The organism is Methanobrevibacter sp. UBA212 (genome assembly GCF_905233225.1).
Classification (GTDB): Archaea; Methanobacteriota; Methanobacteria; order Methanobacteriales; family Methanobacteriaceae; genus Methanocatella.
In genome coordinates this window covers 1-22,952 of record NZ_CAJODJ010000014.1, presented here as the reverse complement: position 1 = coordinate 22,952, position 22,952 = coordinate 1, and the positions used below count along the sequence as shown (strand labels likewise).

General features: G+C 34.0%; 24 protein-coding genes, 1 tRNA gene and 1 other RNA gene. 6 read left to right on the top strand and 20 right to left on the bottom strand.

Annotation, left to right across the window (positions count from 1 at the left end):
• The first annotated feature begins 109 nt into the window (after positions 1-109).
• From QZ138_RS04950 to QZ138_RS04940, 3 genes are read left to right on the top strand one after another with little or no spacing between them, the layout of a single operon-like run.
• Positions 110-1,660 carry a radical SAM protein gene (locus QZ138_RS04950; protein ID WP_292886948.1) on the top strand — a complete coding sequence of 517 codons (1,551 nt, stop codon included), beginning with the start codon at positions 110-112 and terminating at the stop codon, positions 1,658-1,660.
• Positions 1,661-1,720: 60 nt separating this feature from the next.
• On the top strand, positions 1,721-2,839 hold the full coding sequence (locus tag QZ138_RS04945) for a pyridoxal phosphate-dependent aminotransferase (RefSeq protein ID WP_292886946.1): 1,119 nt from the start codon (positions 1,721-1,723) through the stop codon (positions 2,837-2,839).
• Positions 2,832-3,737: a cation diffusion facilitator family transporter gene (locus tag QZ138_RS04940; protein ID WP_292886942.1), complete on the top strand. Its 906-nt coding sequence runs from the start codon at positions 2,832-2,834 to the stop codon at positions 3,735-3,737. Before QZ138_RS04945 ends, QZ138_RS04940 begins: the two co-directional genes overlap by 8 nt.
• 2 nt (positions 3,738-3,739) lie before the next feature.
• Here the strand turns inward: QZ138_RS04940 and QZ138_RS04935 are convergent.
• The 9 genes from QZ138_RS04935 to hdrC form a co-directional block, all read right to left on the bottom strand.
• Positions 3,740-3,823: transfer RNA gene (locus QZ138_RS04935), tRNA-Ser, on the bottom strand.
• Positions 3,824-3,886: 63 nt separating this feature from the next.
• An RNA gene (gene ffs / locus QZ138_RS04930) (signal recognition particle sRNA) lies at positions 3,887-4,200 on the bottom strand.
• 163 nt (positions 4,201-4,363) lie between these two features.
• Positions 4,364-4,753: a CBS domain-containing protein gene (locus QZ138_RS04925; RefSeq protein ID WP_292886939.1), complete on the bottom strand. Its 390-nt coding sequence runs from the start codon at positions 4,751-4,753 to the stop codon at positions 4,364-4,366.
• Entirely contained in the window at positions 4,734-5,645 is a 912-nt protein-coding gene (locus tag QZ138_RS04920; RefSeq protein ID WP_292886936.1) for a 2-phosphoglycerate kinase, read from the bottom strand. The genes QZ138_RS04925 and QZ138_RS04920 overlap by 20 nt, the downstream gene beginning before the upstream one ends.
• A gap of 115 nt (positions 5,646-5,760) precedes the next feature.
• Positions 5,761-6,450, bottom strand: a complete 690-nt coding sequence (locus QZ138_RS04915; protein WP_292886933.1) for a metallophosphoesterase — start codon at positions 6,448-6,450, stop codon at positions 5,761-5,763.
• A 12-nt stretch (positions 6,451-6,462) separates the two neighbouring features.
• Positions 6,463-6,990, bottom strand: a complete 528-nt coding sequence (locus tag QZ138_RS04910; protein WP_292886930.1) for a DUF2096 domain-containing protein — start codon at positions 6,988-6,990, stop codon at positions 6,463-6,465.
• Positions 6,987-7,253: a DUF749 domain-containing protein gene (locus QZ138_RS04905; RefSeq protein ID WP_292886928.1), complete on the bottom strand. Its 267-nt coding sequence runs from the start codon at positions 7,251-7,253 to the stop codon at positions 6,987-6,989. Before QZ138_RS04905 ends, QZ138_RS04910 begins: the two co-directional genes overlap by 4 nt.
• Before the next feature lie 190 nt (positions 7,254-7,443).
• The gene (gene hdrB / locus QZ138_RS04900) at positions 7,444-8,331 is read right to left on the bottom strand and encodes a CoB--CoM heterodisulfide reductase subunit B (RefSeq protein ID WP_292886925.1); all 888 of its coding nucleotides are present in this window, start codon (positions 8,329-8,331) and stop codon (positions 7,444-7,446) included.
• Between the two features lie 22 nt (positions 8,332-8,353).
• Positions 8,354-9,316 carry a CoB--CoM heterodisulfide reductase subunit C gene (gene hdrC / locus QZ138_RS04895; RefSeq protein ID WP_292604555.1) on the bottom strand — a complete coding sequence of 321 codons (963 nt, stop codon included), beginning with the start codon at positions 9,314-9,316 and terminating at the stop codon, positions 8,354-8,356.
• Positions 9,317-9,499: 183 nt separating this feature from the next.
• Between hdrC and QZ138_RS04890 the strand changes: the two genes are divergently transcribed.
• Positions 9,500-10,243 (top strand): archaeosine tRNA-ribosyltransferase, encoded by a 744-nt coding sequence (locus QZ138_RS04890; RefSeq protein WP_292886922.1) that lies wholly within the window; start codon positions 9,500-9,502, stop codon positions 10,241-10,243.
• Here the strand turns inward: QZ138_RS04890 and QZ138_RS04885 are convergent.
• From QZ138_RS04885 to QZ138_RS04875, 3 genes are all read right to left on the bottom strand, one after another.
• On the bottom strand, positions 10,235-10,660 hold the full coding sequence (locus QZ138_RS04885) for a hypothetical protein (RefSeq protein WP_292886920.1): 426 nt from the start codon (positions 10,658-10,660) through the stop codon (positions 10,235-10,237). The two genes, QZ138_RS04890 and QZ138_RS04885, sit on opposite strands and share 9 nt — an antisense overlap.
• Positions 10,644-11,576, bottom strand: a complete 933-nt coding sequence (locus QZ138_RS04880) for a hypothetical protein (protein WP_292886917.1) — start codon at positions 11,574-11,576, stop codon at positions 10,644-10,646. The genes QZ138_RS04885 and QZ138_RS04880 overlap by 17 nt, the downstream gene beginning before the upstream one ends.
• 97 nt (positions 11,577-11,673) lie before the next feature.
• A complete protein-coding gene (locus QZ138_RS04875; protein WP_292604546.1) occupies positions 11,674-11,832 on the bottom strand; it encodes a hypothetical protein in 159 nt (52 codons plus the stop codon).
• 224 nt (positions 11,833-12,056) lie between these two features.
• Between QZ138_RS04875 and QZ138_RS04870 the strand changes: the two genes are divergently transcribed.
• Positions 12,057-12,938 (top strand): alpha/beta hydrolase fold domain-containing protein, encoded by an 882-nt coding sequence (locus QZ138_RS04870; protein WP_292886914.1) that lies wholly within the window; start codon positions 12,057-12,059, stop codon positions 12,936-12,938.
• Positions 12,939-12,965: 27 nt separating this feature from the next.
• Here the strand turns inward: QZ138_RS04870 and QZ138_RS04865 are convergent, their stop codons facing one another.
• Together QZ138_RS04865 and dph5 are read right to left on the bottom strand one after the other, a co-directional pair.
• Entirely contained in the window at positions 12,966-13,268 is a 303-nt protein-coding gene (locus QZ138_RS04865) for a hypothetical protein (protein WP_292886911.1), read from the bottom strand.
• 607 nt (positions 13,269-13,875) lie between these two features.
• The gene (gene dph5 / locus QZ138_RS04860) at positions 13,876-14,667 is read right to left on the bottom strand and encodes a diphthine synthase (RefSeq protein ID WP_292886908.1); all 792 of its coding nucleotides are present in this window, start codon (positions 14,665-14,667) and stop codon (positions 13,876-13,878) included.
• 35 nt (positions 14,668-14,702) lie between these two features.
• Here dph5 and QZ138_RS04855 point away from each other — a divergent pair, with 35 nt between their 5' ends.
• Positions 14,703-15,704, top strand: coding sequence for a class I SAM-dependent methyltransferase family protein (locus QZ138_RS04855; RefSeq protein ID WP_292886904.1), 1,002 nt, complete (start codon positions 14,703-14,705; stop codon positions 15,702-15,704).
• 33 nt (positions 15,705-15,737) lie between these two features.
• Here QZ138_RS04855 and QZ138_RS04850 read toward each other — a convergent pair whose 3' ends face one another.
• The 6 genes from QZ138_RS04850 to QZ138_RS04825 all read right to left on the bottom strand — a co-directional run bounded on the left by QZ138_RS04850 (position 15,738) and on the right by QZ138_RS04825 (position 22,466).
• Entirely contained in the window at positions 15,738-16,064 is a 327-nt protein-coding gene (locus QZ138_RS04850) for a hypothetical protein (protein WP_292886901.1), read from the bottom strand.
• A gap of 167 nt (positions 16,065-16,231) precedes the next feature.
• Positions 16,232-17,161: an S-methyl-5-thioribose-1-phosphate isomerase gene (mtnA, locus tag QZ138_RS04845; protein WP_292886898.1), complete on the bottom strand. Its 930-nt coding sequence runs from the start codon at positions 17,159-17,161 to the stop codon at positions 16,232-16,234.
• Positions 17,162-17,411: 250 nt separating this feature from the next.
• Positions 17,412-18,332 (bottom strand): manganese-dependent inorganic pyrophosphatase, encoded by a 921-nt coding sequence (locus QZ138_RS04840; protein WP_292886895.1) that lies wholly within the window; start codon positions 18,330-18,332, stop codon positions 17,412-17,414.
• Positions 18,333-18,893: 561 nt separating this feature from the next.
• On the bottom strand, positions 18,894-19,517 hold the full coding sequence (locus QZ138_RS04835) for a flavodoxin family protein (RefSeq protein WP_292886893.1): 624 nt from the start codon (positions 19,515-19,517) through the stop codon (positions 18,894-18,896).
• A 638-nt stretch (positions 19,518-20,155) separates the two neighbouring features.
• Positions 20,156-21,676: a group II intron reverse transcriptase/maturase gene (gene ltrA / locus QZ138_RS04830; protein ID WP_292886890.1), complete on the bottom strand. Its 1,521-nt coding sequence runs from the start codon at positions 21,674-21,676 to the stop codon at positions 20,156-20,158.
• Positions 21,677-22,307: 631 nt separating this feature from the next.
• The gene (locus tag QZ138_RS04825) at positions 22,308-22,466 is read right to left on the bottom strand and encodes a hypothetical protein (RefSeq protein ID WP_292886887.1); all 159 of its coding nucleotides are present in this window, start codon (positions 22,464-22,466) and stop codon (positions 22,308-22,310) included.
• Between the last annotated feature and the right edge of the window lie 486 nt (positions 22,467-22,952).

Here is a 22,952-nt window from a genome sequence, read left to right as displayed (position 1 = left end):
ATCAAAAGGACAATTGTGCCGATAACTAAAAATAACATGAAATTGAAATATTATATTGAAAATAGGGAACTAAATTGAAAATTGAAAAGCCTGAAAAAAAGTTGATTTGATGTTGTATGAAAAAAACATATTCCAAAAAAACTACCGAAATGTCGATATAAGGCTCGGATTAGGTTATCCGAACATTTATCGAACTGCAATGTCATCTATGGGTTATAATATTTTATATAATCTAATAAATGAACGTGAGGATACCTGGTGTGAGAGGATAATTTACCCCAATGTCAAATCAATTGAATCAAACACCCCCATTAAGCATTTTGACATAATAAGCTTTACTCTCCAATTTGAGGAAGACTATTTTAATTTACTGGAAATGTTAAGAGATTCTGGAATTCCGCTGAAAAGGGAAAATAGGAGCGAAAATGACCCATTAATCATTGCCGGAGGCCCTTGTGCCACTGCAAATCCAATGCCATTATCCGACTATATTGATCTTTTCATCATTGGAGAAGGCGAAAAGACAATGGACGAATTATTAGATGTTTATAAAAATTTTCAAAAAGATTTAAGAAAATTTTTAGATATCAAGGGCATTTACATTCCCGAATTTGATAACAAAACAAAAATGAGAGTTGTAGATAACCTTGATGAAACTTACCATATCACCCAGCCGATTATAAGCGAAAGTGACGATGAAAATTACCAAAGTGTCTTTAACAATACGATAATGCTGAATGTTTCAAGAGGCTGTACAAGAGGCTGCAGATTTTGCATGGCCGGCTATCTTTACAGGCCCATGCGAGAAACAAGCTGGAAAAAGTTAATTGATATTGCCCTTGAAAATAGGAAAAACACTGGATTAAATAAGATTACGTTAATTGGAGCTGCAGTTTCTGACTACAGCAATTTAAACGAATTAATCGGCGGTCTTGAGGAGGAAGGTTTTCAAATTTCAACACCCTCATTAAGAATAGAATCCATTACAAAAGAAACTCTGGAAAGTTTAAAAAAGAGCGGACTCAAAACAATAACTCTTGCACCAGAATCAATAAGTCGGCTCAGAAAAGTAATAAATAAAGACATACTGGAAGAGCAAATTTTTACAGTAATAAAAAATGCTGTTGATTTGGACTTTAACATTAAATTATATTTTTTAATAGGAATACCTGGCGAAAGTTTTGATGATATTCGCGAGCTTTGCGAGTATATGAAAAAAATTGCAAGTATGCATAAAAATCCGAAAAGAGTGAAATTCAGTGTAAATCCGGTGATTCCTAAACCCCACACGCCACTTCAATGGGAGCGTTATGATTTTAAGGACATTAAAAAGAAAACCAGATATATTAAAAAGGAAATGAAAAATTATAACATAAAGTGCGAAAGTCCTAAAAAAGGACTAATCCAATATATACTCTCTTGTGGAGATAGGGGTGTTTCTACACTTCTTGAAAAATCTTTAACGCAACAACCCACACTCAAAGAATGGAGAGAATTGACACCGGATTATAATATTGACGATTTACTGCCTTGGAGCAATATTGATACCGGCATAAACGAAAGATTTTTAAAAAATGAACACAGGCGATTGAAAACCTTGAAGCAAACACCATGGTGTGAAACATCAACATGCTACAATTGTGGAGTTTGTGAAAAATAATTACTAGAAAAAAATAAATTTACTATAATAATATATATTATAACAAGTGAGGTAATATTTATGATAAAACCTGCAAGCAGAACAAAACTAATTGAATTATCATTGATTAGAAAAATGTTTGAAGTGACAAATCCCGATGCAATTAACTTGGGAATTGGAGAACCTGATTTTGACGTTCCCCAAAACATTAAGGATGCAATGAAAAAATCAATTGATGAAAACTATACCCATTACAGTTCAAACAAGGGATATATAGAATTAAGAGAAGAGATTGTGAAAAAATTCAAAAAAGATAACGGAATAAATACCGATCCTGAAAATGTCATTGTGACAGTGGGAGCCAGTGAAGCATTATACATTAGTGCCCAGGCATTTATGGAACCCGGCGATGAAATCATCTTACCTGACCCTAGCTTCCTGCTATATGAATCTGTCATAAATCTGGCAGGAGGAAGCATAGTGCCTGTTGACTGTAAGATGGAAAATGAATTCAAATTGAAAGCTGAAGATGTCTTAGAAAAAATCACTCCGAAAACAAAAGCCATTTTCTTAAATTCCCCATCCAACCCAACTGGTGCAGTAATGGAAAAAGAGGACATTAAGGCAATTGCGGATTTATCAATGGACCATAATTTTTTAATTATCTCAGATGAAATCTATGAAAAGATAATCTATGATAAAAAACATTATTCCCCTGCAAGATATAGCGATAATGTTATTACAATAAATGGATTTTCAAAAACATATGCAATGACAGGATTAAGAATAGGTTATCTGACAGCAAATGAGGAACATACCGAAGAGCTGTTTAAAGTACATCAAAACAGTATCGCCTGTTCCAATTCCACAGCACAAAAAGGAGCATATGAAGCATTGACCGGACCACAGGACGAAGTCCAAAAAATGGTTAAGGAATTCCAGAGAAGAAGAGACCTGATTGTCTCACGTTTGAACGGAATGGGCTATGAGACAGTTAATGCAGAAGGCGCATTTTATGTATTCCCAAAAATAGAAGATGAAAACTTTGTTCAAAAGGCAGCCAAGGCAGGCGTGATTACAGTTCCGGGATCTGCATTTGGAGACAATGGCAAAAATCACATAAGAATGTCCTATGCAAATTCCTATGAAAACATCGAAAAAGCAATGGATATTCTAGAAGAGCGTGTAGTTAATGGATGAATATAGAACCAAGGCTGGAACCAAGGCATCTGCAGTTGCAATATCTGCAAACATCATACTGACCATTCTAAATGTCATCGTGGGAGTGCTGAGTGGAAGTTATGCGCTGGTGTCTGAAGGAGGACATACCCTTTCTGATGTTATAACCTCCATCATAGCATATGCCGGATTCAAAATAGGCCAAAAGCCAGCCGATAAAGAACATCCAATAGGGCATGGTCGTGCAGAGGCCATAAGCGGATTGGTTATTGTTGTATTTTTAGCATTAGTAGCCTATGAAATCATTACAGGTGCTTTAGACAAGGTAATGCATCCCGAATTGATTACCGTTCCCAATTTATATGCCGCATTGATGGCAGTCTTTGGAATATTTGTTAACTTCATCATAAGTGAATACATTATCAGAGTCGGCAGAGAAATTAAAAGTCCTGCAATAGTTGCAGACGGCAAGCATCAAAAAACAGACATATTCTCATCAATTGCCGTATTAGTCGGAGTTGCCGTATCAAATATAGGATATCCCATTTTAGATCCGATTGTTGGTTTTATAATTGGTTTGCTGATTATAAAAACAGCATACGAAATTGCCAAAGAAAATATAGACAATATCATGGGCAAAATACCTTCCCAAGATTTAATAAATAAGATAAAAAATATTGCCGACAGCACACCATACGCCCAAAACGCACACAACATCAAAGTCGACTATTTCGGATCATACGCTACAGTCTATCTGCATATTGAAGTTGACGGAAGCATGACACTAGACGAATCACATAAGATTGTGCATACTGTGGAAAATAATATCCTAAAAGAAATTCCTGAAGTAAAATCAGTGATGGTGCATGCATGCCCAATAGGATTAGAGTATAATCATGACCAAAAAATAGATGAATAAAACGCCGGGACCGGGATTTGAACCCGGGTGGTCATATGACCATCGGATTAGCAGTCCGACGCCGTACCAGGCTGGGCCATCCCGACATATGAAAAACAGTATATTAAATTATATGTAAAAACTCATTAATAAACTTAATCTTTTTTATATAAATGGCATGTTCAAAAGTGGACTAATCTCAAAAATATAAGTGATCTAAAAATCCAACTCCACCCCGGGATTCTACAAGCATTGAATGTTAACAGTAGAGCTGCTCCCTTCCGGGCCTGACCCGTTCCCATATCAGAGACGACTAGTCTTTACCCTCCAGTAAAAACTTCATCACCACCAATCCTGTAGGACGAGGTTTCTATGTTGTCTTTCTAGGCTTATATTCTCTTAAAAAGCCGCCTTTTGAACTTCAACTGCACCAAAGGGGGTGTGTGCTTACAGAGGACCCCTAACCCTCCAGTCTAGCCAAACTTTATTTTTGATTTTAATATTATATAAATGTTATCAAAAAAGTGCTAAAAAAATAGAAAAAATCATAAAAAATTAATTAAAATGATTTTCTAGAAAAAAAATTATTTACAGTAACTAAGTTAAAATGGATTAAATCTGAAAAAAATAAAGGATTATAGGAAATATTAAAATATATCCTGAATTATATCTCCATCAGAAATGATTCCCAATAATTCATCTCCATCAACAACAGGAAGCTGATTTAATATACCTGAAGTAGAACAACTTTCTTTCATGGCCTTAATAGCAGTTTCAATAGTGTCATCAGGAGATACAGTAACTACCGGAGAAATCATGATTTCTTTAACACTAGTGCCCAGTTCATATTTATCCAAGATAAGATTATGTCCTACATCAGTTGCAGTTATAATCCCAATTAACTTATCGTCCTCAACAACAGGAAGAGAACTGATTTTATATTCCATCAATTTTTCAAATGCATTTACAACATCAACGTCTGAAGTAGTTGTTACCACTTCAGTTGTCATGATATCTTTAACTTTCTTGTTCAACATTGTCTACACCACCGAATTCCTTGAGAATATCATCAACCATAATTTCAATAGTCTCATTAATATCCACATTATTGATTATACGTGTATCGTGAATCTTTGCCTGTTCAACCAAAAACCTTTGAGTTTTTCTAATGGCATCAAAATTATCCATATACCTGTCAAGAGACCTTTTTACCCAAGGCTGCCTGCATCTTGAATAAAATCTTTGTTTATGCGCATCCTCATCATCCACCGTTAGGGTAAACAGTATAATATTGTTATTTTCCATTAAATCTCTTCGAATAAAACCCGGAACGACATGGACCCCTTCTATGATAGTGCTGATGCCCTCCTTAACAGATCTTTCAATAATAGCTTCGATACCAACATTGACAACATCCACATGACTGATAAATCCCTCAATGACTGAATCTATCCTGATTGAAGGAGTTCTTACACTTTCATATGCATCGAAGCTGGATTTATGAATTACCGGACTCAATTCCTTAGAAACTATCTTTCTCATTACTTCACGAATCATGTCTGTGCTTATAAGATTCTTTAATCTTAACCTGTTAGCAAGCTCAAATGCCATAGAGGATGTCCCAACTCCTGAAGCCCCACCAATTAAAATAATTAATGGCTCCCTAGAATTTCTTAAGGACCTCCAATTTTTATATTTGATTGCGAAATCCTGATCAATATTCTCCAAATGAGTTAAAACAACACTAGCCAATTCTCCGCTTGAAATCTCAGAAACATTATTTTTAATTAAGTTGGCTTCAATATCGCTTGCAATTTCATGAGCCCTTTCAATTCCAATATCGGCTACATTTAGAGAACGGGACATTATTCCTTTAGAAAAGGGTTCTTTGTATTTTTTTCCATCAACATCTCCAGTAACCCAAATCATGATAATCACTTTCTAATAAAATATCTAAATAACTATCTAAAATTAATCGTAAATAAAATTTTTTATTTGATTTTGAAAAAAATTGAACAAAAATAGAAAAAAGAAAGAAGAAAAATTATTCTTCTAATGAAATGATGCTTATATCATAATTAGAGCCATCTTTAACATCAATTAAAACAGCTCCATTATCTTTAAGCATTCCAGGGTTTGCTACATCAGTAGTTTTCCCGATTTTAGTTAGACATTTTGCCTCATGGATATGTCCGCATAAGTTTATTTGAGGTTCAAACTCATGAATAGACTTTAAAATTCCCGGACTGCCAACGTGTTCACCATTTTCAACCCTATCTGCATCAGTGTTGAAAGGAGGCGCATGAGTTGCCAAAATCTTTACTTTAGGAACATCTGAATTGTAGACATAATCATAATTAGCTAATAAGTCATATACCTGCCTGTAGATTTTATCATCATCCATTTCACCGGGAGTGTCGAATGGAGTTGGATTAGATCCACCAAAACCAAATAATATAGCATCGCCATAAGCAATGATATTGTTGTGAAGACAGAATGCAACATCATTAATAGCATTACAAATTCCATTAGGGTCACAGTTTCCAGGAATAGCTATTACATCAACGTCGCAATCAGCTACCTTATTAATAAAAGTCTCTACAAAATCAAGAGGTCCGAAATCGGTAATATCCCCTAAAATCAAAACTAAATCAATGTCATTGTTATTTAGATAAGTGTATAAATTTTCATTTTCTTCACCGTGAACATCACTAATTGCTAATATTTTAACCATAAAATCACCTTTTTAATCTTCTAAAAAGAAAGATCCCATTTCTTTTAATCCGAATTTAAGATCTTCCCTATCACCGTGTAATTGAATAGTCACATCATCTTCATATTCAATTATAAGTCCGTTCCACTCTGCAATTTCTTGAACTCTTTCTTCAGCTAAAGGAACTTTCAAATTAATCCTGCCTGTTGTCAAACCAGGAGGAGTATTTACTAAAAATCTGGACTTTGAATCCGCAAATTCGAATACTTCTTTTCCTCGCATAGCCTGTTTCAATAAATCAAGCCAATAATCAACGTACTCTTCACCTTCTTCCTCAGCAATGATTAAAAGAGTTCCTTGAATATTATTTAAAGACATTTCTGCTTTTGCCAAACCATTAATTAATTCAGGATGGGAAGGGTCTCTTTTATATGAACTAATTGATGATCTGATTAATCCCATCTCAGGGTTAATTCCATCAGGGATTTTATGTCCCCTCTTTGTCAAATCTTTTATAAGATTATTCAGAACTAACCAAGTTTGTTCTGATGGCAAACTCATAAATGTCCACCTATAATTTTTAAAGTAGTGTGATTAATTTTAGCATCTGCTTCTTTTAGTTCTCTTTCAATTTCATCAGTGCTACTATAAGAATCTAAGAATAAGACATGATGAGTGGAAGTACCTGCAATGTTTAAAATTGCGAGTTCATCGTTTGGTTTGAGTTCTCTTTTGTCAATAGTTGCTTTAAATTGAACATAAGGTTCATATTCTTCAGGTAAGTCTGCATATCTAAATATACCATCTAATGTTGCTACAAACATAATTACACCTCTTAAATATATCAATTAACTTTATTTACTTACTAGTATATAAACATGATTGCTAATCATTCGTATTGATACAAACAAAAAAAATTTGCCATAAAAAAAATAGTTATCAAAAGATAACTAACCGAAATGTGTTTTCAATGCACAAAAAAATAAAAAAAGATAAGGATTGAAATCCTTAAACTTATTCACCTAAAGCTTTTTTAATTGCTGGAGTTGCATCGATTTTTTGAGCGTCGAAGGTTAACTCTTCAGCAGATAATCCCATAGCTAATCCGTATAATTGAGCTAAGTGGAATACTGGTAATGCAAAGTCGGTTCCGTATCTTTCGTTAACTTCAGTTTGACCTTGGTCAAATTGTAAGTGACAGAAAGGACATACGTTAACGATTGCATCTACTCCTGCTTCAGTCATATGATCGAGTTTTTCTTTAGTGAAACTGGTAGTTACATCTAAATCTCTGGATCTTAAACCTCCACCAGCACCACAGCACATCATTTTGTCTTTGTAGTCAACTGATTTAGCACCAGTGATTTCTACAAGGTCATCTAAGATAGATGGGTTTTCTGCGTTGTCTTCAATACCAATGGTTTCAGTAGGTTTTAAGAAGTGGCAGCCGTAGTGTACAGCTACATTTAAGTCTAAAGGTTTTTCGATTAAGGAAGCTAATTTTTCAAATCCAACATCGTCTCTTAAGATTTGAGCGAAGTGTTTTACGTTAATAGTTCCTTTGTATTCTCTACCGATTTCAGCTAAGTTAGCGTTAATTTCAGCTTTTTTCTCTTCACTTTCTTTTAACATGTGGTTACATTCAAATAATGAACCGAAACATCCGTTACATTCGGTCATAATGTCAGCACCAATGTCTTCAGCAAGAGTTAAGTTACGAGCAGCAATAGTAGCCCAGGTTTCTTCATCAAAAGATCCAAATACACCTGGAGCAGGACAACAAGATGCTCCTTCCATATCAACTAAGTTTATATCTAATGCTTCGAATAATTTTCTGGTAGCTTTTTCAACACCAGGATAACGGTTGTTCATAATACAACCTAAGAAGTATGCAATTTCCATATTATAACTCTCCTCAATTCATTTATTCTTTTAATCCACCGGTTTCTTCATCATAACCGATTAATTCATCAAATCCAGTAATTTTACATATTTTTTGAACTTCTTCTAATGCTTCAGGATAAGCATGGGTTGTTGGTGGAATTTCTGGAAGTCCAATTTTAGCTCTTAAAGCTTTGGTAGCATCATTGATTGGTACACCGTGACCGGTATTCATTACAAATACACCAGTCATTTTGTGAGGTTTTGCCATGTAACCTGCGTGTGCAGCAATATTACGAGCTTTTTTGATAATTTCTACGATTTTAACACTTCTGAGACATCTTTCTTGGCAGGTGTAACAAGTAGTACACATCCATAAAGCATCGTCAGTGATTACTTCTTCTTTTAAACCAAGTAAACATTTTCTGACAATTTGTCTTACTTTATAAGGAGTTCTTCTTCCTGATGGGCAACTACCACTACAGGTACCACATTGGAAACAGTGTTTTACAGTTTCAATTCCAGAATCAATGAATTCAGCAGTGAAATCTGGATCACGATTTACATCAGTTAATAATTCTTTATCAGTCAATAAAGTCATTTTATCTCTCTCTTTATCATTATTTTTTGAATCTTCATCAGCTTCTTCGGCATCTAATTCAGCTTCAACTTTCTCTTGGACTTCTTCCTTGAAAGCTTCAACTTTTTCATGAATTTCTTCTTTTTTAGCCTCAACTTTCTCATGGATTTCTTCCTTGAGAGCTTCAACTTTTTCCTCAATAGGGTCGATGTCATCAGAAGCTAAATCTTCAACACTGTCTTCTGATTCTTCCACAGCTGCTTCCTCAACTTCAACAACTGGTTCTTCCTCAGTAACGACAGGTTCATTTTCAATATGTGAAGATGTAACTTGGACATCGTCAGATGTGTTTGATACATCATTATTGATGTCTGTTTCTTCATTTTCTCCTTTAAACAAGGATTTTAAACGATTTATTATAGTCATTGAAAACACACCTCGGATAATCATCGGATAATCTCCTCAAATCCATACTAATATTCTTTAAAAGAACATATATAAAGCTTACTAAAATTTTTAGTTGTGTAATCAAAAAGGTTACAGTTAATGAAAAATTTATATAAACCTAAAAAACTAATTATTAAATAGAAACAAAAAAGGAAGACGCAAATGAAGAAAAAATTTGAAATCAGATCACATGACGGACCTGGCAGAATCGGAAAAATAGACAGTGAACCAAGCCCAAAATTATTTTTTAGAAATGATTTGAAAATCGCTCCAAATCAGGGTTCAGCACATAACGTAGACAGGGAAATAGCTGAATTTAATGTTAAAGAAACATTACGACTAGCCGAAGAAAATGTCGATGAATGTGACATAGCCGTTATCCAAGGTTCAAAATACATTGATTTGAGAATTGAGTGCTTAAAAAAATTGGAGGAAATCGGTTATAACGGATTTATCATAGCCAATGGCGATGCCCTGCTGACCAATCCAAAAGAGCTTGTTGAATTGATAGTGTCTCTTAAAAAACAAGCACGAAAGGACAGTTATTTCATTTTCTCATTTGCAGAATTATCTTTCATGCCTATTTTAACATATATGGGGATTGATGGATTTCTGGCTGACAGCGCAAATTACTACAGTCACTTGAATGTATTGCAAACTCCAACCAAGGCATATGACCTAAACTCCTATCCTATTTATGAGGATACTTCACAAGAGGAGCTGGAAAATAAAAATATTGAAAATATGGAATTTGTCATTCGTGAAATTCATGCACATATGAAAAACAAGTCCCTAAGAAACCTTGTGGAAGAGAGATCAGGAACCACACCACAGAACATCTCAACCTTAAAAATTCTGGACAGAACCCATATGGACTATCTGCTTGAGCATACCCAACTATTTTAGGATTTTGAATGTTGAGATAATATCCTTAAATTCCCTTTCGGATTCGCCGGATACGTCCAATGTCCTCATTTCAAAAATGAATATTTCACCATTCTCAATGAATACGTAAGTGTGAATATCAAAATTAATTTCTGGAGTGTCCATATTTGCATGGAGCTTAATGGCATCCATATCGGCAATTCTTACAAAATCCGAAGCCAAAATCACACCGCCGTCATCAGTGAGTGCATCTTCCATGAAAATTTTGTAATCGTCGAGATTGGTGGCAGTCGGAAACATTACTGCATTTATTAAATTGTCCTGGCCTTTTGACAGAGTGGCTATGCAGTCAGGGTTTGAAAGGATATCCGCTTTTTCAACTTCCCAACTTACAGGATATTCGAAAGTGATTTTTCCGGTGTTAAATGTCTTCATCATTTTCCTCTTCTTTTGTGGAAACCTCTATTGTATCTGGGGATTCCTCTTCGATTGTGTCAATGTATTTGGAGAACGGTTCTGGGAGTTTCGGCATTACCTCTTTTAAAATCTCTGCTGCATCCAATTCCAGAGCTTGGCCTGAAAGCAGCTGGTTGACATCAAAGTCAAAATCAAAAGGTTTGAGCAAGTCGTCGGTAGGAACCCTTAAATTAATCTTATTTTTATTTAATATCATCTTAAGGGTGCTTGTATTTCTAATCTGCTCGTTCATGTCTTCAACAGTGCTTTTTATATCATACGCTATAGCCTTGTTCTTCTCGTTGACATCATGTTTTGCTTTTTCAACAGATTTAGTCAAATCAGAAATAAGCAGCTCATTTCTTCTGTTGATGTTTTCCCTGGCCTCATCAATGACCACGTTGATTGCATTCAAGATTGACTTGTTCAATTCGACATTGTAGGCAAGAATCATCTTATTTTTGTAATCGAGCTCCTTGAAGATGGCAACCCTTTCATCATTAATCTTTTTATTTTCCTTGTTCAACTCATGAATTTCATCCTTTGCCTTCATGAGTTCATCTTTATATATCAATTCATCCTTAAGAGAATCAACATCATCAAAAAATGAGGATTTAAGTGTTTGAATCTGATTTTCCAATTCTTTAATCTCAGCATCTTTGGCTTCGATTATGTGGTAAAATTCATCAAGCCTTTCATCGGAAAACTGATTATCGATTAATTTTTGATAATCCTCCTGTGACAACACCTTAACCAAATCATCATCTTCAAAAGGATCTTCTTTTTTAAGACTAACTTGCTTCTGCTTAGATTCCTTCTCAACAGATTTGCCGTTTTTATCTTTACTGGTATACTTTTTTGTATAAACCCGAACAGTTCTAAGTTCCTCACTATCCATTATTGACACCCACTCTATAATATTAAATTTAATTTTTTGTTAGTTAAATAGTTAATCATTAAATTATCAAAAAAAATAAAAAAAGAAAGAAATAATTTTATAGCTTGCTTTCTTTTTCCATCCACAATAACATCGCCTCTTCAATTGCTTTGGAATACCAACCTGTTTTGAATAACATCTTATTGGAAGCTAATTTGCGAAAATTCAAGTCAATGTCATTATTGATGCTAATTGTAACACGTCTGTTTTTAGTCATAGAAATAGATTGTACATACTAGTTAATAAATGTTTTAGTGTTTTCTCAGGCCATTTTGACGAGTGATTTTGAATATTGATTTAGATTCACAAGAGAACCATCATGATTTTTCAGGGATGTGAAAAAAATGAACCCCACAACTGATACAAAAAATATATTAATTTTGTGAAAAATAATATAATTTAACTTGAATATTGATTTATTAGATATTGGAGTCGGAAAGAATGTCAAAAATGTCAAAGATTGTAGAGAAAGGATTGAAACACACACTTAAAGAAACCCTAGAGGACAAGAATACCGCCTGCGAACATATGAAAAACCGCTCTCTTGTTGAAGATAAACCTTTCAAGATGCCCAAATTAATTTACCGCACCAAAGTCGAAAAGAAGGAAATGTTCGATTGCCAGATTCTTGCTTTTAATGAAGGCGAAAACACAGAGCATATAGTTATCTATATGCATGGAGGGGCATATGTGGATGAAATTACAATTCCCCACATAATTTTCTGCGACAAAATTGCCAAAAAGACAAATTCAACAGTATATGCTCCGCTTTACCCCCTTGCACCAAACCATACCTATAAAGAAACATACCCTATCGTTGAAGAGCTTTATGAATTTGTTTTAAAAACCGGAAAGCCAATCACAATCATGGGAGACTCTTCCGGAGGAGGTTTTTCTGCCGCATTTTGCGAATACCTTGCATGCAAAGAATTAACACAGCCGGAACACCTGATTCTAATATCACCATGGGTTGACGTATCCATGTCCGGAGATTACGAAGATTTTGTCGAAGTTGACCCCCTATATGGAGTGGAGGGCCTTCGTGAAATGGGCAAGGCCTGGGCAGGTGATTTGGATACAAAAGACTATAAGGTGAGCCCATTATTTGGAGAGGTGTCCAAACTTCCGAAAACAACATTATTTTTGGGAACACATGAGGAGCTGTATTCCGATGTCACCAAATTTTACAACAAACTTAAGGACAATGGTGTTGATGCTCAACTGATTTACGGTGAAGAAATGGCTCATGTTTATCCCATTTATCCATTGGTTCCGGAATCAAAAGAAGCATTGAATAAGATAATTGAGATAATATCAGGTTAATCTAGGGAAGATTCCTCTCTTTTTACCCTACTTTTTATTTTTAGCATCAGATTTGTTAATTTCATTAACCGCTAAGAAAAACCCTCTGAATTTGGGATTTCCCAATTGCCCCTGAATATACCAATTCATAATCTCGTTTTGAGTTAATCCAACGATTGAAGATGCCTTAAAAAAAGATCCGTACTTACTATACTGATTTAAAACAGCCGGAATGTATTTTATAGTATTATCAAATGAATATGTTCCATGTTTCAATCGACTATGCATTAATTTAAATTTAAGAGAATTCTTTCTTTTTTGTAAACTATCCAATACCTTTTCAGTGTCCATTAGAGATATTATGAACTTAAACGCTTATATATTTAACACTCCAGGAAAGATTTGAAAACAGCTATCATGATACCGATACAAATGAAAAATTTTAAATATCACTAAAACATAATTAATAAACGATGTGAATTTAAATTCATATATTTTGATGAACATCAATCATTTTAAAATCTCCAAAATGTTGGAATATATTCCATTATAGGAAGTACAGACACCATTACTTCCAACCCCCTATTTTTATTTTTTAAAATCAGATTTTTAAGCAACATTAATCAAATTATGATCCTACCAATTAAAATTGTTTACCAATTGTTTAATTTTGAGATTAGAAATATTAAATTTTAATCTTAAAATAAGAGACATATTTACGTTTTTAGTTTCTTCAAAAAAAAATTACTAAACAAAGTCACAATTACCCAAATATAGCACTGAAAACTCAAATAAAAACATTTATATATAATCAAAACAAAAGTAATAATCGATGTGAAGTATATTTCATATCTTGTGATGAACATCAGTCAAACATTTTATAATCTCCAAAATGATACGAATATGTTCATGGAAGTAGAATCACAACTACTTCCAACTCCCCCCGATTTTTAAAAAATTAAACATCATCAAGTATTTTAGAGTCAGCTCCAGCAATTTCAACCAGATATTCCGCTTCAACAATATGGAGCTTTGATGGAATGACAATGCAATGGAGAGGCCCTCCAAAATCAAAATCAATTAAATCAGAAATTTTTCCTGCCTTTACAATTACATCCTTAGAGCCAACACGGGCAATTCCCATAGCCAATGTGCCAGGAGTAATCAGCCCTTCACGATCCAAATCATCATAAATGTTCATTAAATATTCCAAACCCTGATTTACAGTCATGTAGCGATCATTGTGAGCCTGAATATCAAGCAAAACCAGAGTGTGCAAATCCATTTTAAGATTTTCCTCAATAGCCTCATATGGAGATTTTGGATAGAAGTTATAATCCGGAAATGGTATTGTTGTCACCTTTCCGAACTTATATCCTTGAAGACCTGAAATGGCAGGTGCTGAGGACAATATGGAAGATCCGTGAATCACTTCAAAATCAATTCCTTTTTTAGAGCATTGAACCAGAAAATCGCTATGGGTTGTTGCTATTAAAGGGTCCCCACCAGTGATTAATGCAACATCACCAGTTTTCGCCTCTTCAATGAATTTATGCTCTTCTTCAACCTCGCCACGAACCAAAACTTCAATTTTTTGACCAACCAACTCTTCGATGGCTTCAAAACTTGAACCGAATAGACGTGATGTGAAAAATTCGGCATAAATTTTATCAACATTTTTTAAACATTCCAATCCCTTAAGAGAAATATCTTTTTCATCAAATAATCCTAAACCGACTAAATAAAACATGATATTATTTATATAATCTAAACATAAATAACTTTATGAAATGTGTAAAGGTTCCATTAAGAGAAATAAACAACACCCGCATTAAATTAATGTCCGATGGATTAATGAGCATGGAATATAGAATAAAAACAACCGATGAATATGGATATATTCCCATTACAGATGATATTGAAGGTTATGCCATTGAAGATATCGAATTAGAACCTGTGAAAAGGGTTCCTCATAATTTTGCTGAAATACTTGAAGATGAGTTGACCTCCGAGGAAATTGAAAATCTGAAAACCTCCTTTGACACCATTGGAGATATCGTTATTTTGGAAATACCTGATGAGCTACAAGACAAAAAGCAGCTTATCGGAGATGCGGCATATAAATTCACCAAAAGAAAAGCGATTTACATGAAAAAAAGTGCTATAAAGGGAACCATCAGAGTGCGTGATTTGGAATTTCTCTCAGGCGTGGACGATTCGCTCACCATCCATAAGGAGCATGGAGTCAGGCTGAAATTGGATGTTCGGGAGGTTTATTTTTCACCAAGACTTGCAACCGAAAGAAAAAGGGTCATGGAAAGCGTGAAAGACGGTGAAAAAATCCTTGACATGTTTTGTGGAATCGGACCGTTTCCTATTGTCATTGCAAGAAACAAGGATGTTGACATCACTGCAGTCGACATCAACGAAGCGGCAATCAAATATCTGGATGAAAATATAAAGTTGAATAAACTGAAAGGAAACATTGAAAGCCATTGCGGAGATGTGCGGGAAGTAAGTAAAGGATTTAAAACAAAATTTGACAGAATAATCATGAACCTTCCGGGCCTTGCATACAGTTTCCTTGACGTTGCAGTTGATTTGATTGAAGATGATGGAATAATCAATTATTATGAGTTTTCAGATTCATATGAACAGGGAATAAAACGATTGAATGAAGCGGCAAGCAGTGCAGGAAAAAAAGTAGAAATTCTCAATACTCGAAAAGTCAAATCGATTTCACCTGACGAATGGCATGTGTCAATCGATGCAAAAATTAAAAAATAAGAAAATTATTAATCATATTGATTAATAATTAATTTAGAACTGGATTCTGTTACCAGTCCAGAGATCATCATCATTAAACGCATTATATTTCTTTTCATCTTCAATATATTGTTCCATATCACGATACAGCTTTACTCTAAAAATATCAGGATATGCAATATATAGCATGTCACCGTTGTCTCTGGTTTCTTTTACGTAAGTTTCTGCAAACTCAATGATTGTGTCCTCTTCTTTGTTAAAATGATGGACCTCATTAGCGCATAATATCTTAAAATGTACAAAATCGCCTTTCAATAACTCTTTTACTAAATCCTTAATTAAAGGTGGAAAATTTTCTGATTTTTTACTTTTAATCTCCATATAATCCCTCAATACAATTTAACAATTCAAATCTCTAAGTATTACAAAATCCGTAACTTCTAATCAAATTGATTGGTATTGTGTAGAGATTCTCATGATGTTATTTAATATTTTAAATTTAATTGCTTAAATACTTTATACTGAAAAAAAGATTTGAGAATTATTGTCTAAATCGGGTCAATAATTCCCTTTTCAGTAATAATTCCAGTAATCAATTCCTTTGGAGTGATGTCAAATGCAGGATTGATGACTTCTGTACCTTCAGGACAGATCCTTGCTCCCCCATAGAATCGGACTTCATCCCCATCCCTTTCTTCGATGACAGTATCATAAATGTTTATATCATTGTCGAAAGTGGAGTAAGGTGCGGCCACATAAAAAGGAATGTCGTGATGTTTTGCGGCAAGGGCAACCATAAAGGAACCCACCTTATTGACAACACCGCCTTTTGCAATACGGTCAGCGCCGATAACAACCTTGTCAATCATGCCCTGGGACATGAGATATCCTGAGGCGACATCTGGAATCAGCTTTACCGGAATGTTTTCCTGCTGCATTTCCCAGACACTTAAACTTGCACCCTGTCCACGGGGACGGGTTTCATCACATATCACATTAATGCTTTTTCCGGCATCCCGTGCTGCTCTAAATACTCCCAAAGCAGTACCGTAATCAACGCAGGCAAGTGCACCGGCATTGCAGTGAGTCAATACTGTGTCCCCATCATCAATTACCTCAGCACCATATTTTCCGATAGCCCTATTTGTAGCCATATCCTCTTCATACATTTTCAGTGCTTCAGCAAGTGCATCATCACTATTGAGAACCCGGTCAACCGCCCAGAACAAGTTGACTGCTGTTGGCCTTGCAGCCTTTATTTCATCTGCAGCCTTAGCCAAATCAACACCTTCGAGATCTGCCAATGCCATTGCAAAAGCAGCACTAACTCCAATAGCCGGAGCTCCACGTACAGTCATATTCTTAATCGCTATTATAGCATCCTGATAATTATCACAATAAACATAAGTTAACTCATCAGGAAGTTTTCTTTGATCAATAAGTTTTAATTTATTATCTTCCCATTCAAGTGTTTTCATTTTAACACCTAATAATTTAAAAAAAAAGTTTAAAAAATATGAAAGCATAATTAATGTTAGTTTCTAATTTTTGTTATGCAAAAATGCATAGAGTATTTATAATTATGCTTCCCGTCTAATTTAATATCCAAAAATGGATTGATTAGAGATGTATTTAAAATACATCTACATAATACTTTTTCAATTATCCTTTATAAATTTTTAGAAAAAACCTTAAAAAAACATGATATTTAAGGCAACCTAAAATCAATTAAGCATTTTCGGTCATGATAGGCACTACTTGTTTTTTACGTGATACAACGCCTTCAAGTAATACGGTGTTATCTTCAAGTATTACACCATATGCCTTTTCGACTAAGGAGGCATCTTTGCCCAATGCAATGACCTGTGAATTGCTGTTTACGATATCGGTGATTAAGAGCATGAACAGGTCCAAATCTTCCTCTTCGATGATTTTGTTCATTCCCGCTTCCAAATCATCCTTCATAGCCATAACATCGCTAATGTCTGCTGTGTTTACCTGATTAACAATTGATTTTACATCTTTAAAGTCAATTTGCTTAGCATCAAGGGCCAAAATCTCATCAATAGTGAAACTGCTTAAATCGGTACCTGCCTTAAGCATTTCCAAACCGTATTCTTCAGCATCTATTTCTGCGATTTTTGCCAGCTTTTCAACTGCAATCTTATCATCTTCAGTTGTGGTAGGTGATTTTAAAAGCAAAGTATCTGAAATAATTGCAGATACCATCAATGTAGCAATCTCTTTTGTAATTTCCACATCATTCTCTTCATATAATTTGCATAAAATGGTTTCAGTACATCCTACCGGTTCAAATCTTAGGAATAACGGATAGGAAGTTTCCAAAGCAAGCTTGTGGTGATCAACAACTTTCAGTATGTTTGCATTTTCCAGGTTATCAACTGATTCAGCAGGAGAGTTGTGGTCAACCAGAATGACATTGGCACCATCTTCAACACTTTCCAAAAGTTCCGGCGCTTCCATGCCCAAATAATCTAAAATGAATTCAGTTTCTTTGTTGATATTTCCTAATCTGTAAGCCTTAGCTTCTGAATTACCTAATTCCTTTTCCAAGTTTGTCATTACCAAACTTGATGTGATTGAATCGCTATCCGGACTTTTATGTCCAAAAACAAAAGTTTCTACCATATTATTTCTCCTCATAATCTATAAAATTAATGTTAATATCAGTATTAATTTATCTTTTTCATCTATATTTAATATTGCGATATCAATCATTTGGAGATATGACAAAAAACTTACTTCTTACTTCAAATCAGATAGTTATACGAAAGTTGTGAAAAAAAATAAAAGTAACTGCCGAAGCAATTACTTGATTTTAATTTTAACTGTTTTGGTTACAGCATTGTAATAGGTGTTTCCCGCAAACTTGATTTTAGCCTTGAAAGTGCCTTTTTTCTTAAGGTTTTTGATTTTAAAGGTTGCTTTTCCTTTGGCGTTGGTTTTTGCCTTGTAGGTTTTGCCTTTGACTTTCAGGATAACTTTAACCTTCTTGATTGCCTTACCAGTATTGTCTTTTAGGACAATTGTGTATTTCTTGTTTTATTCTAGATCGAGTTGTTATTCTCTAACGAACTCATTAGATAATATTTATTTTTTTACCATTATTTTGTGTGAAACCGGTCAAAACAAAAATCGAAAAAAAATAGCATATAATTTTTATACTGTATATTAAATTAACACTAAACATTATCTTATGAAATGAGTGAGCATTATTTCTTCATGTTCTGGTTTTTCAATTCCTAACTCGCTGGCTGCTTTTTGTGCTTTTAAAAGATATGCGAAGTTTTCTCCAAGTGTACGCATTGTCTGAAGACCCTCAATATCTTTTTCAACATCTTCTGGTGTAAAGCCATGAATCTGATTCCAATATTGGGAACTTACTATATGCATATTTGTCATGAGGAAATACTGGTTCAATCTTTCAAATGCTCCTGATGCACCGCCTCTTCTGCAGGACACTACTGAAGCTGCCAGTTTTCCTTCAATTTTAGATCCGTCAATACTGAACATTAAACGGTCAAGAAATGATGTCAGTCTTCCGTTAGGTCCTCCATAATATACGGGAGATCCTATTATCATGCCGTCAAATTCATCCATTCTGTCTGCAGTCTGGTTAACCAGGTCATCATATATGCATTTTCCATTTTCAACACATTTCATGCAGTCTATGCAGTCCTGCATTGCCTTTTTGCCAAGCCATAATATTTCCGCTTCAACATCATTCTTTTTTAATGTATCGACAATTTCTTCCAATGCCCTGTTTACACAGCCCTCTTTGTTGGGGCTTCCGTTAATCAATAATATTTTCATGGTTTAACCTCTACACGATAGCATTTGATTTTAAAGCATAAAAATATTGCGAATGTAAACAATTATTAATCCAGTCATCATAGTATCCCATCAAATAAACTGATATTTATGAGCCTAACTATTTTAAATCGAATGGTAATAATATATGAATTACATGGTTTCTTAACAAAAAATAGAGAAGAATTTAATTAATCAAGTTTTTTAAAAAATAAGATTAATGTCCTATTGCAGAGAAAAATCCCTGCAATATCCCGTATTAGACATTAATAATAAAATATTTTTGCGTCTTAATAGAGGTTTACTTAAAAGTAAATCCCTTGTATAATTCTATTATTGAATAACCTATATAAACTTAACTGATTTTAGAAAAATAGGCAATTAAACAGTGTCTATCTCAGGGGAAAAGCCTCATGAAAACATTAGTTTTCGAAGACCTCCATTGATTTGTTTTTATTTAATTGCCCTTAAGTGAGGTGAAAATTTGAGTCATTATCTTCTATTTTTCATTAGACACATTATTGTCATGATATTCAGACAATATGTTCCAATGATGGTCGGATAAGAATGAAGAATTGCTCCTTCAAACTCTCCTCAGAACCGTACGAGTGCCATTAAGCACATACGGCTCAAGCAGACCTTTATCTTCGGCTAAATTGATTTTTACTACGAGTTTCAAAATATTCAGTTTTACTAACATCATAAGGACTATAATTGAATTTAATCATGTTCCATCTTCTAATTGGGATACTGGACATTTTAATTAACTGATTTTTATCGTTAGGACCTATAAGAGTCCATTTACCAATAAAATTTCCCTCATCATCATATTGGGGGAAATATTTCTTAATTATCCATTTCGTACCTTTATTAGGATGCAGTCTTTTTAGAAATTTGTATAACTTTATCCAAATATAGTAATCAATTTTGTTATATGTCTCTTTGGCTACTGAAATTCTCCAAAAATAACCAATACCATTAATAACAGGATTTAACTTTTCAATAAGATAATCAACATTGTGTCCATGACAAGCTTTAAATATATCGCTAATTCTCTCTTTTGCTTTCTTAATACTTTCTTTTGAAGGTTTAATTAAGCATTTGTAACGATTTTGTGTCTTGTATAGTCTACAATTGAAACCTAAAAAGTCAAATCCCTTGTGCGTATGTGTTATTTTGGTTTTGTCTTCTGCCAATTCTAAACCCCTTTCGTTTAAATATGGTTTTAAAATATTTCTTACATCTTCTATTTCTTCTTTTGTTTTAGAGAATATCACAAAATCGTCGGCATATCTCACAACACGATAATTGCCGTTTGTTTGATATGTTATCCGTTTTTCACCATTTTGATTATAATTCTTTTCTTTATAAGATATATTAAGGCATTCTTCGAGTCCCGATAGTGCAATATTTGCTAATAGTGGTGACAACAATCCTCCTTGGGGAGTGCCTTTGTTTGTTTCGTTAAAAACATTATTATCTAAATAACCTGCCTTTAATATTCTTTCCACCACTCCTTTTAAGGGAAATCCTTTTAGTTGTTTTAAAATAAAATCATGGGATAAATTATCAAAACAACCTTTAAAATCCCCTTCAAAGACCCAACACCATTTATTATGATTTATATTTTGGAATATACGTTCAATTGCGTCAAATACTCCTCTTTTTGGTCTAAAACCATATGATATTGGTTCAAATCTTGCTTCCATTTGTGGTTCAAGAATAATTCTAATTATTTCTTGATAAATCCTATCAGTGATTGAGGGAATACTTAATGGTCTTTCTTTACCGTTTTTCTTTGGAATGTAAATCCTGCGGGTAGGACTGGGATTATATTTATAAGTATCCTTTTTGGATAATCTATCAACCAGTTCTCCTTTTTCTTTGCTAGTTTTAGCAATGAACCCGTCAGGGCCAGGAGTATTCCTTCCCTTATTAATTTCAGTAACTCTACGGACAGCCAATAACATGACTGCCTTACTATTTGCTAATAATCTTTGAATATTTCTCACTCTTCGTTTATCATTTTTAACCTCAGCTTCATATATCCGCTTTTGCTGTTTATCTACATACCTTTCGACCCTATTCCAATTAGTAGAATCCCAATCAGTAGTGTCTGATGATACGGACACACAAATATTATTATTTGCGGAATTACTCATGTTAATCATCCTCCTTTTGATAATAATGCAAAAGAACCTTTAAATTTTCGTCTACATTGAAGTTGTCCACCTTCCGAAAGTGGGCAGTGTTTCCACTCCATACCTAAAAGTTGTTTTAGGCTTTACTGGTATCCGTCATGGTTTATATGCTCATTATTTCCCATTGTCTTTCGACTGCAACGGCATTATGCTTTCTTCGGAATCCTTTACCTGCTACACATATGTATATCATTCGCAATCAACCTACCCCCGATCGGGGAGCATATCAGGCTTACCATGTTGATCTGTTATCAGAAACGCCAAGAGGACGCTCCAACCTCTACACCGGCAAATATTGTGGGTTGTGATTAGATAAATATTATCTTAGTATTTATCTCCTAATTTGCAATACAGTAATAGTTACAGTAATATTATTGTAACATTGTACTCCACTTACTGCTAGCTATGACGATGCTTACAGTTGTTCACATAGTGTTGAGCGTTTCAAGGCTTCCTCTAGCCTGTAAATTTCAGAGTACTTGAGATTTACTTGGACATTCTATCATGCAACCTCGTAACCAATCACTTAGTTAAGAGTTTCAAGGGGGGAAATCCCACACAACTAGGATTGAAATTTAAATATTATTAATTTTCACTGATTAAAATGAGCAACAGACCCATCATGTCGCACAAGATAATTAACTCCACTGTTTTCACCTCCATTCAGACGCATGGAAAGAACACCAGAAAAGTCATACGGTGAAACTACTCTGATTAATAAATAAACATTGATTACAATGAGTATCATCATGTTTATTCACCTCCTTCCAAAAATATTTTATAGATTGAGGCTTTTCAAGAGAATATATATCTGTTATAAATTATTTAAAGCTTGTTGAAGCCATTTTGTAAAATTGTAGTGAACAAAACATCCCATATAAACTTTGCGGTGCAAAAAAAATTAATTGATAAAAAAATTCGATGAATAAATGAAAAAAAACATAAAAATCATAAAAGGCATCTAATGCAACAAATCTTAAAACAAAACATGTTTTAAAAGCATGAAAACTGATATTTATCTAAATGATGCAAGAATACCATGACCTCTTCAAGGTCATGGATGAATTGCACTATTGGGCGTACTATCTTTTTTATTTATTTTTTTTGCGTTTATTTTTTATTTGTGTTTTTTGGTAGATTTTTTAGGTCATGAATTTTTATTCAGTATACTTTTTTTTATGGATTTTTAATAATTGCTTTGGGTATGAAAAATTGTTTTGGGTTTGAAAAATTGCTC

Coding starts and splice junctions, on each gene's coding strand:
- dph5 (WP_292886908.1), bottom strand. CDS start 14,667: ATGTTTTATTTAGTCGGTTTAGGATTATTTGATGAAAAAGATATTTCT.
- QZ138_RS04885 (WP_292886920.1), bottom strand. CDS start 10,660: ATGATGAAGACATTTAACACCGGAAAAATCACTTTCGAATATCCTGTA.
- QZ138_RS04890 (WP_292886922.1), top strand. CDS start 9,500: ATGAAGAAAAAATTTGAAATCAGATCACATGACGGACCTGGCAGAATC.
- hdrC (WP_292604555.1), bottom strand. CDS start 9,316: ATGACTATAATAAATCGTTTAAAATCCTTGTTTAAAGGAGAAAATGAA.
- QZ138_RS04835 (WP_292886893.1), bottom strand. CDS start 19,517: ATGAAAATATTATTGATTAACGGAAGCCCCAACAAAGAGGGCTGTGTA.
- QZ138_RS04945 (WP_292886946.1), top strand. CDS start 1,721: ATGATAAAACCTGCAAGCAGAACAAAACTAATTGAATTATCATTGATT.
- QZ138_RS04950 (WP_292886948.1), top strand. CDS start 110: ATGTTGTATGAAAAAAACATATTCCAAAAAAACTACCGAAATGTCGAT.
- QZ138_RS04865 (WP_292886911.1), bottom strand. CDS start 13,268: ATGGACACTGAAAAGGTATTGGATAGTTTACAAAAAAGAAAGAATTCT.
- QZ138_RS04915 (WP_292886933.1), bottom strand. CDS start 6,450: ATGGTTAAAATATTAGCAATTAGTGATGTTCACGGTGAAGAAAATGAA.
- QZ138_RS04925 (WP_292886939.1), bottom strand. CDS start 4,753: ATGTTGAACAAGAAAGTTAAAGATATCATGACAACTGAAGTGGTAACA.
- hdrB (WP_292886925.1), bottom strand. CDS start 8,331: ATGGAAATTGCATACTTCTTAGGTTGTATTATGAACAACCGTTATCCT.
- mtnA (WP_292886898.1), bottom strand. CDS start 17,161: ATGAAAACACTTGAATGGGAAGATAATAAATTAAAACTTATTGATCAA.
- QZ138_RS04825 (WP_292886887.1), bottom strand. CDS start 22,466: ATGATGATACTCATTGTAATCAATGTTTATTTATTAATCAGAGTAGTT.
- QZ138_RS04850 (WP_292886901.1), bottom strand. CDS start 16,064: ATGGAGATTAAAAGTAAAAAATCAGAAAATTTTCCACCTTTAATTAAG.
- QZ138_RS04870 (WP_292886914.1), top strand. CDS start 12,057: ATGTCAAAAATGTCAAAGATTGTAGAGAAAGGATTGAAACACACACTT.
- QZ138_RS04920 (WP_292886936.1), bottom strand. CDS start 5,645: ATGATTTGGGTTACTGGAGATGTTGATGGAAAAAAATACAAAGAACCC.
- QZ138_RS04940 (WP_292886942.1), top strand. CDS start 2,832: ATGGATGAATATAGAACCAAGGCTGGAACCAAGGCATCTGCAGTTGCA.
- ltrA (WP_292886890.1), bottom strand. CDS start 21,676: ATGAGTAATTCCGCAAATAATAATATTTGTGTGTCCGTATCATCAGAC.
- QZ138_RS04880 (WP_292886917.1), bottom strand. CDS start 11,576: ATGGATAGTGAGGAACTTAGAACTGTTCGGGTTTATACAAAAAAGTAT.
- QZ138_RS04905 (WP_292886928.1), bottom strand. CDS start 7,253: ATGTTTGTAGCAACATTAGATGGTATATTTAGATATGCAGACTTACCT.
- QZ138_RS04840 (WP_292886895.1), bottom strand. CDS start 18,332: ATGGTAGAAACTTTTGTTTTTGGACATAAAAGTCCGGATAGCGATTCA.
- QZ138_RS04855 (WP_292886904.1), top strand. CDS start 14,703: ATGAAATGTGTAAAGGTTCCATTAAGAGAAATAAACAACACCCGCATT.
- QZ138_RS04875 (WP_292604546.1), bottom strand. CDS start 11,832: ATGACTAAAAACAGACGTGTTACAATTAGCATCAATAATGACATTGAC.
- QZ138_RS04910 (WP_292886930.1), bottom strand. CDS start 6,990: ATGAGTTTGCCATCAGAACAAACTTGGTTAGTTCTGAATAATCTTATA.